The organism is Frigoribacterium sp. MCBA15_019 (assembly GCF_001864945.1).
Lineage (GTDB): Bacteria > Actinomycetota > Actinomycetes > Actinomycetales > Microbacteriaceae > Frigoribacterium.
The window spans coordinates 78512-90840 of sequence record NZ_MJGS01000005.1; the positions used below are offsets into that span (position 1 = coordinate 78512).

General features: G+C 71.3%; 12 protein-coding genes. 7 read left to right on the forward strand and 5 right to left on the reverse strand.

All coding sequences use genetic code 11. From position 1 onward, the window contains the following. The first annotated feature begins 1 nt into the window (after position 1). The 5 genes from BIV04_RS08070 to BIV04_RS08090 all read left to right on the forward strand — a co-directional run bounded on the left by BIV04_RS08070 (position 2) and on the right by BIV04_RS08090 (position 5099). Positions 2-679, forward strand: coding sequence for a response regulator transcription factor (locus BIV04_RS08070; protein ID WP_071255697.1), 678 nt, complete (start codon positions 2-4; stop codon positions 677-679). Next, complete coding sequence (locus tag BIV04_RS08075) at positions 672-2294, forward strand: HAMP domain-containing sensor histidine kinase (protein ID WP_071255698.1); 1623 nt, start codon at positions 672-674, stop codon at positions 2292-2294. The genes BIV04_RS08070 and BIV04_RS08075 overlap by 8 nt, the downstream gene beginning before the upstream one ends. Before the next feature lie 162 nt (positions 2295-2456). Further along, positions 2457-3116, forward strand: a complete 660-nt coding sequence (locus BIV04_RS08080; protein WP_071255700.1) for a PepSY domain-containing protein — start codon at positions 2457-2459, stop codon at positions 3114-3116. A gap of 48 nt (positions 3117-3164) precedes the next feature. Further along, positions 3165-4040, forward strand: coding sequence for an alpha/beta fold hydrolase (locus tag BIV04_RS08085; RefSeq protein ID WP_177174792.1), 876 nt, complete (start codon positions 3165-3167; stop codon positions 4038-4040). 9 nt (positions 4041-4049) lie between these two features. After that, positions 4050-5099 carry a biotin/lipoate A/B protein ligase family protein gene (locus BIV04_RS08090; protein WP_055977985.1) on the forward strand — a complete coding sequence of 350 codons (1050 nt, stop codon included), beginning with the start codon at positions 4050-4052 and terminating at the stop codon, positions 5097-5099. Positions 5100-5169: 70 nt separating this feature from the next. Here BIV04_RS08090 and BIV04_RS08095 read toward each other — a convergent pair whose 3' ends face one another. Next, on the reverse strand, positions 5170-5454 hold the full coding sequence (locus BIV04_RS08095; RefSeq protein ID WP_054145096.1) for a GNAT family N-acetyltransferase: 285 nt from the start codon (positions 5452-5454) through the stop codon (positions 5170-5172). Positions 5455-5525: 71 nt separating this feature from the next. Between BIV04_RS08095 and BIV04_RS08100 the strand changes: the two genes are divergently transcribed. Then, entirely contained in the window at positions 5526-6386 is an 861-nt protein-coding gene (locus tag BIV04_RS08100) for a site-specific DNA-methyltransferase (protein ID WP_071255701.1), read from the forward strand. A 114-nt stretch (positions 6387-6500) separates the two neighbouring features. Here BIV04_RS08100 and BIV04_RS17105 read toward each other — a convergent pair whose 3' ends face one another. The 3 genes from BIV04_RS17105 to BIV04_RS08110 all read right to left on the reverse strand — a co-directional run bounded on the left by BIV04_RS17105 (position 6501) and on the right by BIV04_RS08110 (position 9640). Then, positions 6501-6674 (reverse strand): hypothetical protein, encoded by a 174-nt coding sequence (locus BIV04_RS17105; protein ID WP_177174793.1) that lies wholly within the window; start codon positions 6672-6674, stop codon positions 6501-6503. A 149-nt stretch (positions 6675-6823) separates the two neighbouring features. After that, on the reverse strand, positions 6824-7411 hold the full coding sequence (locus BIV04_RS08105; protein WP_071255702.1) for a MarR family winged helix-turn-helix transcriptional regulator: 588 nt from the start codon (positions 7409-7411) through the stop codon (positions 6824-6826). A 399-nt stretch (positions 7412-7810) separates the two neighbouring features. Then, positions 7811-9640: an MDR family MFS transporter gene (locus tag BIV04_RS08110; protein ID WP_071255704.1), complete on the reverse strand. Its 1830-nt coding sequence runs from the start codon at positions 9638-9640 to the stop codon at positions 7811-7813. 176 nt (positions 9641-9816) lie between these two features. On the opposite strand from BIV04_RS08110, the gene BIV04_RS08115 reads away from it, so the two are divergent. After that, entirely contained in the window at positions 9817-10626 is an 810-nt protein-coding gene (locus BIV04_RS08115; protein WP_071255705.1) for a M15 family metallopeptidase, read from the forward strand. A gap of 81 nt (positions 10627-10707) precedes the next feature. Here BIV04_RS08115 and pgm read toward each other — a convergent pair whose 3' ends face one another. Further along, on the reverse strand, positions 10708-12327 hold the full coding sequence (gene pgm / locus BIV04_RS08120) for a phosphoglucomutase (alpha-D-glucose-1,6-bisphosphate-dependent) (RefSeq protein WP_071255707.1): 1620 nt from the start codon (positions 12325-12327) through the stop codon (positions 10708-10710). Positions 12328-12329: the final 2 nt, after the last annotated feature.

The following is a 12329-nucleotide window of genomic DNA, read 5'->3' on the forward strand; positions in this document are numbered from 1 at the left end:
CGTGCGCGTGCTCGTCGTCGAGGACCAGGCGACCCTGGCCGAGGGCCTGCGACTCGGTCTCGAGGCCGAGGGCATCGCGGTCGACGTCGCCCCGACCGGCACCGACGGCCTCTGGCGCACCCGCGAGGGCACGTACGACGTGGTCGTCCTCGACATCATGCTGCCCGGCATGAGCGGCTACGCCGTCTGCCGGGCCATGCGCGAGGGCGGCGACTGGACCCCCGTCATCATGCTCACCGCCAAGGACGGCGAGTGGGACCAGGTCGAGGCCCTCGACACCGGCGCGGACGACTACCTCACCAAGCCGTTCTCCTTCGCCGTGCTGCTCGCCCGGCTGCGCGCCCTGGTCCGCCGTGGTGCCCGCGAACGACCGGTCGTGCTCGAGGCCGGCGACCTGCGCCTCGACCCCGCCTCCCGCAGCGTCCGCCGCGGCGACGTCGAGGTCGAGCTCACCAGCCGCGAGTTCGCGGTGCTCGAGTTCCTCATGCGCCACGCCGGCAGCGTCGTGACCAAGCGCGAGGTGCTCGACGGCGTCTGGAACGACGACTTCGAGGGCGACCCCAACATCGTCGAGGTGTACGTGCGCCACCTGCGCAACAAGGTCGACCGGCCGTTCGGCCGCGAGGCCATCGTCACGCTGCGCGGGGCGGGCTACCGTCTGGAGGCGCGGGGTGGCTGAGCGCGCCCCTCGCGTCCCGGCGCCCGGGCCCGGGCCGTCCGCCGCGATCGGGCCGTCCGCCGGCACCGGGCCGGGTCGCCCCCGACGGGCGTCGCTGCGGTCCCGCATCACCGCGGCCGCCGTGCTCGCCGTCGCACTGACCCTCGGCGTGTTCACGCTCGTCTTCGCGCTCGTGCAACAGGCCGTGCTCGCCGACGGCCCGCGCCGGTCCGCCGCGGCCGACGTGGACCGCGCCGTGTCGGCCCTGGCGATCGGTTCGACGCCCGACGTCGCGGTCGCGGGCGAGGCGGAGGGGGCCCTCGTCGTCGTGACCGACTCCTCGGGGCGAGTGCTCGCCGCCGGGGGAGAGGACGACCTCGTCGAGTCCGCCTCGTCGCTCGCGGAGGCCGGGTCGGGTGACCGCGTGACGCTCGACGGCGACGAGTTCGTCGTCGAACGGGACGACGTGGGGGTCGAGACCACGCCGACGCCGACGCCGAGCGCGGAACCGACGCCGACACCGACTCCGACCGCGTCCTCCCCGTCCGCGCGGTCCGGCGACGACGATGACGACGCCGTGGACGACGCCGACGACGCCGTGGACGACGCGGACGACTCCACCCCGACGCCCGAGGCCACCCCCGAACCCGCCCCGACCGTGACGACCGAGTACGGCGTCGTCGCGGCGCGGTCCCTCGACGAGGCGAGCGCCGCCTCCTCGGCGAGCCTCGTGACGCTCGGCGTCGCGATCCCCGTGGCGCTGCTCGTGCTCGGCGTCACGACCTGGCTCGTGGTGGGCCGTGCGCTGCGCCCGGTCGAGTCGATGCGACGCGAGGTCGACACGGTCACGGCGCAGAGCCTGTCGCACCGGCTGCCGGACCCCGGCGGCAGCGACGAGATCGCCCGTCTCGCCCGCACGCTGAACGGCATGCTCGACCGACTCGACTCGTCGGCGACGGCCCAGCGGCGATTCGTCGGCGACGCCTCGCACGAGCTCAAGACGCCGCTCGCCACGATCAGACAGCACGCCGAGGTCGCGCTGCTGCACCCCGGCAGCATCGACGGTGCGGCCCTGGCCGGCACCGTCCTCGGCGAGGAGGCGCGGCTGACGGCGCTCGTGCAGGGCCTGTTGGTCCTCGCCAGGGCGGACGAGGGGGCCCTCGGGGTGACGCGTCGCCCGGTCGACCTCGACGATCTCGTCGTCGCCGAGTCTGCCCGCCTGCGCGGCGTCGCCCCCTCCGACGGTCGGGGGCCGCTCTCCGTCGACGCCACGGCCGTCGGCCCGGCCCGCGTCGAAGGCGACGAGGGACTGCTCGGCCAGGTCGTGCACAACCTCGTGGCGAACGCGGCCCGGCACGCCGACACCCGCGTCGCCGTCGCCCTCGACGAGCGCGACGGCCGAGCCGTCCTCACCGTCGACGACGACGGGACCGGAGTCGCCGAGGCCGACCGAGAGCGGGTGTTCGAGCGGTTCGTGCGCCTGGACGAGGCCCGCGCCCGCGACGCGGGCGGCAGCGGGTTGGGGCTCGCGATCGTCCGCGAGATCGTCCGGGTGCACGGCGGCTCGGTGTCGATCACCACGTCGCCGCTCGGTGGTGCCCGGTTCGTGGTCGACCTCCCCGCCGGGCCGGCCTGACCCGAGCGCTGCCCGCCCTGCCCCGGTGACGCGACCCGCGCCTCCTGAACGGTTCTTCAGCGGACTTCAGCACTGCTTCAGTGCCCCCTCGCGAGAGTGGGGTCATCAGCTCGAGAGAGCGACAGACCCGGCCGCTCGGCGGCCCCACGAACGGAGCGAACCATGCTGAAGAACAGCCTCACCAAGAAGAAGTCCCTGCTGATCGCCGGCGGCATCGCCGGCGTCCTCGTGCTGGGCGGCGGCGGCGTGGCCCTCGCCTCGGGCCTCGACGACGGCGTGTCCGGGCAGACCCGTGACCGGGCCCAGGCGGCGGCGCTCGCCGAGACCGGTGGCGGGACCGTGACCGAGGTGGACACCCTCGACGACGGGCTCGTCGGTTACGAGGTCGAGGTCGTCATGCCCGACGGGCGCGAGGCGAAGGTGCTGCTCGACGGCGACTACGCCGTCACCTCGAGCCGGGTCGACGACGAATCGCGCGGGTCCGGTGCCACCCCGACGCCCCTCGCGGGCGACGACCGTGACGACGACGACGACGAATCGCGCGGGTCGGACGCCACCCCGACGCCCGTCCCGGGTTCGGGCCGCGACGACTCGGCCGACGACTCGACCCGCGACGACGACCTGACCGGCGCCGACTACGACCAGGCCGCGGCCGCCGCCCTCGCCGCCGCCGGTGGGGGCACGGTGACCGACGCCGACCGCAGCGACGACGCCGGCGTGGCCTACGAGGTCGACGTGCGCCTCGACGACGGCACCGAGGTCGACGTCGACCTCGACCAGGCGTTCGGCGTCGTGCGCACCGACGTCGACGCCCGCCGCTGACCACGAGTCCCTGCCCCGGGGGCGGGCCCGTGATGGGAGACTGAGGCCGTGCCCATCTTCTCCGCCGCCCGAGGCGACTACGAGTTCACCGACGCCCACGGCGTGACCGTGCACTACTACGTCTGGAAGGCCGCGGCGCCCAAGGCCGTGGTGCAGATCGCGCACGGCCTCGGCGAGTACGCCCTGCGCTACGACGACCTCGCGCAGGACCTCGTGCGAGCCGGCTACACGGTCTACGCGAACGACCACCTCGGCCACGGCGAGACCGGCCTCGGGCAGTGGGGCGGCGACCGCTCGAAGCTCGGCCGCCTCGGCCCGTCGGGGCTGCGCGGGGCGATGGAGGCGGTGGTCCGGTTGACGGGCATCGCGCGCTCCGAGAACCCCGGTTCGCCCCTCGTGCTGCTCGGGCACTCCTGGGGCTCGTTGATGGCGCAGAAGCTCGTCGACGAGGGGTCCGACCGGTTCGACGCCGTCGTGCTGAGCGGCACGGCGTACCGCATGCCCGGCAGCATGAACGCGGGCGACCTGAACGCCCGGCACGCCCACCTCGGCGACACGGGCTACGAGTGGCTCAGCCGTGATCAGGCCGTGGTCGACGCCATGGCCGCCGACCCGCTGTCGGTGCAGGCGACGGCCCGGCAGCTGTTCGGCACGGCCGACACGCTGCGCCTGATGGGTCGCCCGTCGACCCGGCTCGCGAGCGACCTGCCCGTCCTCGTCCTCGTCGGCGACGACGACCCGCTCGGCGGCGAGGCCAGCGCCCGCAAGCTCGCCGACGCGTACGTCAACCGCAGCCGGCTCAGCGACGTCGAGCTCGTGGTCTACCAGGGCGCCCGGCACGAGGTGTTCCGCGAGACCAACCGCGACGAGGTCGTGGCCGACCTGGTGCGCTGGCTCGACGACCGCGTGGGGCACCAGGCATAGGCTGCGTCCATGCACGGTGAGTACAAGGTCCCAGGCGGAAAGCTCGTGGTCGTCGACCTCGACGTCAGAGAGGGGCGCATCGCCGGGTTCCGTCTCGCCGGTGACTTCTTCCTCGAGCCCGACACGGCGCTCGACGCCGTCGACCGGGCGGTGAACGGCCTGCCGGTCGAGTCCGACGCCGCGACGATCGCGGCGACGATCAAGCAGGGGCTGCCGGACGACGCGGTGCTGCTGGGCTTCTCGCCCGAGGCGATCGCCGTGGCGATCCGGCGCAGCCTCTCGAAGGCGACGGATTGGCGCGACTACGACTGGCAGATCATCCACGACGCCCCGGTGTCGCCCAACGTCCACCTCGCCCTCGACCAGGTGCTCACCGAAGAGGTGGGCGCGGGTCGCCGCGGCCCGACCCTGCGCTTCTGGGAGTGGGACCAGCCCGCCGTCGTGATCGGCAGCTTCCAGTCGTTGAAGAACGAGGTCGACCTCGACGCCGCCTCGACCCACGGGTTCGAGGTGGTGCGCCGCATCAGCGGCGGCGGCGCCATGTTCATGGACGCGCAGTCGATCGTCACCTACTCGCTCTACGCCCCGGGCGAGCTCGTGCAGGGCATGAGCTTCGCGGACTCGTACGCGTACCTCGACGAATGGGTGATCACGGCGCTCAAGTCGCTCGGCATCGACGCCTTCTACCAGCCGCTGAACGACATCACGAGCGCCAAGGGAAAGATCGGCGGGGCCGCGCAGAAGCGCCTGGGCAACGGCGCCCTGCTGCACCACGCCACGATGTCGTACGACATGGACGGCGACAAGATGGTGCAGGTCCTGCGCATCGGCCGCGAGAAGATGAGCGACAAGGGCACGACCAGCGCCGCCAAGCGCGTCGACCCGCTGCGCAGCCAGACGGGCCTGCCCCGCGCCGAGATCATCGAGCGCCTCAAGCAGACCTTCACCGGTCTCTACGGGGCGACCGAGGGCCACGTCACCGAGGCCGAACTCGAGAAGGCCGAGCACCTCGTCACCTCGAAGTTCGCGACGCCCGAGTGGCTGGCGCGCGTGCCCTGAGCACGCGACGCACGCCGACGAGGCGACCCGCGCCTCCTGCCCGGCGTGCGCCTCGGCGACCCGGCCGCGGTCAGCGGTCGAGCAGCTCGCGGTAGTCGACGTGGTCGTCGACGAAGTCGACCACGAACGGGCAGAGGGGCACGACGCGCAGGTCGGTGTTCGCCCGCACGTCGTCGAGGGCGCCCTGGACGAGCCGGGCCCCGAGGCCGGCGGAACGTCGGCTGGGCTCGATCTCGGTGTGGGTGAAGCGGATCTCGTGGCCGACGACGTCGTAGGCCGCGAAGCCGATCGTCTCGCCGTCCTCGACGAGGGCGTACTGGTTCTGCGTGGGGCGGTTCTCTACCTCGGTGGTCATCCCGACACGCTACGCGCCCCCGGCCGGGATTCGGGCGCGTGTCCGTGCCCGGCAGGCAGCAGAATGGTCGGATGCCCCTCGACTGGACCACCGCCTCCCCGAGCCTCGTGGTCCAGGGCGACAACCTCGACGTCACGGTCCAGCTGCCCGACGGCGGATTCACGATCGTTTACCTCGACCCGCCGTTCAACACGGGGCGCCAGCAGCGGCGCCGGTCGACGACGTCGGTGCGCAGCGCCGAGGACTCGATCACCTCGGTGACGGGCTTCAAGGGCGTGCAGTACGAACGCATCCGCGGCGACCTGATGGGCTACGACGACCGCTTCGAGGACTACTGGTCGTTCCTCGAGCCACGCCTGGCCGAGGCCTGGCGGCTGCTCGCCCCCGACGGCACGCTGTACCTGCACCTCGACTACCGCGAGGCGCACTACGCGAAGGTGCTGCTCGACGCCCTGTTCGGTCGGGACTGCTTCTTGAACGAGATCATCTGGGCCTACGACTACGGCGCGAAGAGCCGCAACCGGTGGCCGACCAAGCACGACACGATCCTCGTCTACGTGAAGGACCCCAAGCGGTACCACTTCGACTCGACGAGCGTCGACCGCGAGCCGTACATGGCACCGGGTCTCGTCACGCCCGAGAAGGTCGCCCGGGGCAAGTTGCCGACCGACGTGTGGTGGCACACGATCGTGTCGCCGACGGGTCGCGAGAAGACCGGCTACCCGACGCAGAAGCCCGAGGGCGTGCTGCGCCGCATCGTGCAGGCCTCGAGTCGAGAGGGCGACTGGGTGCTCGACTTCTTCGCCGGCAGCGGAACCACCGGTGCAGTGGCGGACGCCCTCGGCCGGCGTTACCTGCTCGTCGACAGCAACGAGGAGGCGGTGGCCGTCATGCGCAGACGGCTCCCGTCGGCGCGGGTCGAGTCGGTCTGACGGACTGCAGGTCGAGGGCCGAGACGGCCGTCGTCACCGAACCGCGGACGAACGACACGAGTTGCTCGTGGGTGAGGCCCTGCATCTGCTGGGCGGAGAGGCCCGGCGAGCCGGTCATCGGACGACGCCGAGGGCGAGCAGCAGGGCGGCGACGAGGCTGACGCTCGCGCCGGTGGCGGCCGTCGCGATGACGGCCAGCGTGCGCTGGCGGGCGGTGTCGCGCACCTCGGAGAAAGCACTGCGGGCGGAGGTGGGGCGGTCGCTGCGAGCGACGTCGATCGTGGTCATGTTCTGCTCGTCTCCGGCACCCCTGCGGTGCCTGGCGGAACGGTGGTGCTCGGACTGTCACGACACCGCCGTGAACCGGTGACGTGCGGTCAGCCTGCCACGGTGGTGACTAGTCGATCTAGTCAGTTCACCAGGTGTTCGCCCAGCGGCTAGGAAGCGGGGTGACCTGCGCCCGCCGTGCCCGCCGTGCCCGCTGCGTCCGGTGCGTCGGTCGGGTCGCCGTCGACGTGGTGGTCGTCGATCTCGATCGCGGCCGTCATGCGCTGCAGGAAACCCACGACCGCGGTGGCCTCGTCGGCATCGAGTGACTCGGCGGTCGAGATCATGCGGGCGTGCATCGCCGCCATGGTGTCGCGTACCTCGGAGTTCGAGTCGCCCGTGGCGGTCAGCAGCACGGCCCGCTTGTCGGTCGGGTGAGGATGGCGCAGCATGTGCCCGCTCGCGACGAGGCGGTTGATCAGCACGGACGTCGAGGCCGAGGTGATCTTCAGCTGGGCGGCCAACTCTTTCGCACTGACGGGGTCGCCGAGCCGCTGCGCCCGCAGGAGGAACCGGAGGGCCGCGAGGTCGGTGTCGTTCATCTTCATCGACTTGCGGGTGCGGGCCCGCATCGCGACCTCTGCGGCCCGGTAGGCGCGGAGGGTGTTCAGCACCGTGACGCCACGCTCTTCGGTGCTGCTGCTGTACCAATAGCCGGACGCGTCGAAGGGTGCGGCGGTGGCGTGCTGATCGGGCATGCGGCGAGTCTAGACCACTTCGCTAGGTCGTCTAGCTAAAAAAGAAGGATGATCAGGCGTTTTCGCGATTGTCAACCCCTGTGTCTCTGCCCGCGCCCGTTTTAGGCTGATGACGTCCGCCCCGCGTGGGCAGAGACGTCCCGCCGTGTCGACCAGAGCTTCACGCAGGGGATCGATCCGGTGGGACGTCCGGTGACGAAGAAAGGCCGCACACCCCGTGGGTGTGCGGCCTTAGGTCGTCTCGCCTCCCGCGTGAGCTTCACGGGCAGGGAACGCCGGACACGTGACGAACCGTTCGGCACCGAAGCACCGTCGAGGGAACGCTACCCGACACGTGCCGTGTCGCGACACCAGCTCGGGCGCATCCGTGGTCGGGCGGTCACCCCGACGTGCGCGCGATCAGGGCCGTGGCGGGGTGTCGTCACGCCGCTCGCGCGGGGGTACGACGTCGATCGAGCCGGTGTCGGGGGCGACGAGCGAGCCGGTCTGCGCGGCGGCGGCCTGGGCCGAGAGCGCGGCGTCGGCGGCCACGGCGGCTCGCGCGTCGTCGGCGGCCTCGTCGATGGCCGACTTCTGCCGGAGCGGCGTGGCCTTGAGGAAGAAACTCAGCACGAAGGCCACCAGCACGACTGCCAGGGCGACCCAGAACACGGTCACCGCCGCGTTCGCGAAGCCGTCGAGGAACGGCGCGGCCAGGCGTCGGTCCGCCGTGTTGAGGAACGACGTGTTGCCGTCGAGCGCTCCGCTCACCTGCGACGTGTCACCGCTGCCGGCCGCCTGGTAGAGCTTCAGGATCGAGGCGTTCGCCGGGTCGGTCAACACCGACTGGTCGGCGAGGGCGGCCTGGGCGCGGCCTTGCAGGCTCGAGTCGGCGAACGCGGCGGCGATCGTCTGGGGGATGCGGCTGAACAGCACGGAGAACAGCACGGCCGTGCCGAGCGTCCCGCCGATCTGCCGGAAGAACGTCGACGCCGACGTGGCCACGCCGATGTCGCGGGCGCCGACCGAGTTCTGCGAGGCGATGGTCAGGGTCTGCATCAGCTGGCCGAGGCCCAGGCCGACGAGCAGCATGCCGACCATCATGAACCAGTACGGCTTGTCGAACGAGAGGTTCGTGAACCAGAAGAACCCGGCGGCCATGAACGCCGTGCCCGTGATCGGGAAGATCTTGTACCTGCCCGTGCGAGAGATGAGCTGGCCGGCGACGATCGACGAGATCATCAGGCCGGCGATCATCGGCAGCATCTGGAAGCCGCTCTCGGTCGGCGTGGCACCGTTCACGAGCTGCAGGTACAGCGGCACCGTCAGCAGGGCGCCGAACATGCCGAAGCCGACGAGCACGCCGAGCACGGTCGCCATCGAGAAGGTCGGGTTGCGGAACAGCTTGAGCGGGATCAGGGCGTCGTCGCCCATCGACCGCTCGATCACGACGAACGCGACGATGCCGACGGCTCCGATCACGTAGCAGGCGAAGGCCCCGGGCGAGCTCCAGCCCCAGGTGCGGCCCTGCTCGGCCACCAGCAGCAGCGGCACGGCGGCGACGATGACCGCCGCGGCGCCGAACCAGTCGATGCGCACGTTCTCGCGTCGCTTCTGGCCCGGGATGTGCAGGAACCGCACGACGATGAACAGTGCCGCGATGCCGATCGGCACGTTGATCAGGAACACCCAGCGCCAGCCGGTGACGAAGAGGATCTGGTCGGCTCCGGCGAACAGCCCCCCGACGAGCGGACCGATGACGCTCGAGATGCCGAACACGGCCAGGAAGTAGCCCTGGTACTTGGCACGCTCACGCGGGGCGAGGATGTCGCCCATGATCGTCAGCGGCAGGGCCATCAGGCCACCGGCGCCCATGCCCTGGATGGCCCGGAAGATCGCGAGCTGGTACATGCTCTCGGAGAAGCCGGCCGCGATCGACCCCAACAGGAAGATCGTGATGGCGATCAGGAAGAGCGGTCGCCGCCCGAAGATGTCGCTGAGCTTGCCGTAGATCGGCGTCGAGATGGTCGACACGATCAGGTAGGCGGTCGTCACCCAGGCCTGCAGGCTCAGCCCGTCGAGGTCGTCGGCGATCGTCCGCATGGAGGTGCCCACGATCGTCTGATCGAGGGCCGAGAGGAACATGCCCGCCATCAGGCCGAAGATGACGTAGAGGATCTGGCGGTGGGTCATCAGGCCCTCGCGCTCGGCGGGGGCCGTGGTCGTGGGGGCTGGGGCAGCGCTCGACATGGTGTCTCTTCTGTCTGGTGGGGGAGTCAGTCTGGTGGTGACGGCGCGACTCGACATTGCGCAGTACGCAAAGTTACTTCACGAGCAAGATCCCGACAACAAGAGGAATCGTCCGTCCTCGACGTCAGGCGACGGCCGACCGTGCCGGGTCGACGCGCGTGACTAGGCTCGACGCGATGTCTCGACGCCCCTCCCTGCCCCGCCCCGCGACGACCGTCCTGGCCGTCGTCCTCACGACCGGTCTGCTGGCCGCGTGCTCGCAGGGCGCGCCCGAGCCGAGCCCGACCACGTCGGCCGCGACCGTCTCGCCGACGCTCGCCCCCACCCCGACCCCGACCGAGGAGGCGCCTCCTACGTCCCCCACGACACCCGCGTTCGACAAGGCGGCCCGGTCGGTCGACGACCCCGCCAGCCTCTGGGTGGTCAGCGACAAGCTGCGCCCCCTCGACCCGGTCGACTACGTGCCCGCCGACCTCGTCACGCCCGACGTGACACACCAGAACCCGCCGACCCTGCGCGCCGAGGCCGCCGCCGCGGTCGTCGCGATGTTCCAGGCGGGCGAAGCCGAGGGAGCCGGAGCGTTCCAGGTGCAGAGCGCGTACCGCTCGTACGACACCCAGGTGAGCGTCTACGCCGGCTGGGTGCAGCGCCTCGGGCAGGCACAGGCCGACGCCCAGAGCGCCCGCCCCGGCTTCAGCGAGCACCAGACCGGTCTCGCCCTCGACATCAGTCCCGTGCCGCTCAGTTGTGCGCTGCAGGCCTGCTTCGGCGACACGCCGCAGGGGCAGTGGCTGGCGGCCAACGCGTGGCGCTTCGGGTTCTTGCTGCGCTACCCGGCCGACAAGGTGGCCGTGACCGGCTTCACCTTCGAGCCGTGGCACTTCCGGTACGTGGGCGTGCCGCTCGCCACCGAGATGCACGACACGGGCGTCACCACGCTCGAGGAGTTCTTCGGCCTGCCCGCGGCCCCCGACTACGCCGGCTGACCCCTCGAGACCCCAGGAAGTCGCCGAGACCCCCACTCGCGGGTGGGGGTCTCGGCGACTTCCTGGGGTGTGGGCCGTCGGTCAGGCGCCGAGCGCGGCGTCGACGATCGTCTTGGCCTCGGCCTGGACGCGGGCGAGGTGCTCGGGGCCCTCGAACGACTCGGCGTAGATCTTGTAGACGTCCTCGGTGCCGCTCGGGCGGGCCGCGAACCAGGCCTTGTCGGTGACCACCTTGACGCCGCCGACGGCCGCGTCGTTGCCCGGAGCCTTGCTGAGCTTCGCCGTGATGCGGTCACCGGCGAGCTCTGTCGCCTCGATGGCGTCGCCGTCGAGCTTGCCCAGACGCGTCTTCTGCTCTTTCGTCGCCGCCGCGTCGACCCGCTGGTAGACCGGGTCGCCGTACTTCTCGACGAGCTCGGCGTAGAGCTGCGAGGGCGTCTTGCCCGTGACGGCGATGATCTCGCTCGCGAGCAGGGCCAGCAGGATGCCGTCCTTGTCGGTCGTCCAGACGGTGCCGTCCTTGCGGAGGAACGACGCCCCGGCGCTCTCTTCGCCGCCGAACGCGACCGAGCCGTCGACCAGGCCGGGAACGAACCACTTGAACCCGACCGGGACCTCCCACAGGCGACGCCCGTGCGACTCGGCGACCTTGTCGATGATGCTCGACGAGACGAGGGTCTTGCCGATCGCGGCGTCGTCGCGCCACTCGGGGCGGTGCGTGTAGAGGTAGTCGATGGCGACCGCGAGGTAGTGGTTCGGGTTCATCAGGCCGCCGTCGGGCGTCACGATGCCGTGACGGTCGGCGTCGGCGTCGTTGCCGGTCAGCACGTCGAACTCGTCCTTGCGGTGGACGACGCTGGCCATGGCCGAGGGGCTCGACGGGTCCATGCGGATCTTGCCGTCCCAGTCGAGCGTCATGAAGCGCCAGGTCGGGTCGACGCCGGGGTTCGTGACGGTGAGGTCGAGGCCGTAGACGTCGCGGATCGCGCCCCAGTACTCGACGCTCGCGCCACCGAGCGGGTCGGCGCCGATCTTCACGCCGGCCTTCTTGATCGCGTCGATGTCGATGATGTTGACGAGGTCGCCCACGTAGCCGCGCAGGAAGTCGTGGCGGCCGGGCGTGCCGACGCCGCGCTTCACGTCGACGTTGCCGGCGGCGATGATCTCGTTGGCACGGTTCGCGATCCAGTTCGTGGCGTCGCTGTCCGCCGGGCCGCCGTGCGGCGGGTTGTACTTGAAGCCGCCGTCGCGGGGCGGGTTGTGGCTGGGGGTGACGACGATGCCGTCGGCCTTGTCGGTGTTCGCCGGGTCGTTGTTGTAGACCAGGATCGCGTGGCTGAGCGCCGGCGTCGGCACGTAGCCGCCCTCGGCGTCGGCCAGCACCTTCACGTCGTTGCCGGTGAGCACCTCGACCGCGGTGCGCTCGGCCGGGCCGCTGAGGATGTGGGTGTCGCGCCCGATGAACAGCGGGCCGGTGATGCCCTGGCCTGCCCGGTACTCGACGATCGCCTGTGTGATGGCGGCGATGTGGGTCTCGTTGAACGCCGCGTCGAGCGAGGAGCCGCGGTGGCCCGAGGTGCCGAAGACGACCTTCTGCTCGACCTTGCTGACGTCGGGGACGAGCTCGTAGTACGCGGCCGAGACCTCTTCGGGGTCGATCAGGTCGCTGGCTTCTGCGGGGGTTCCGGCACGGTCGGTCATGG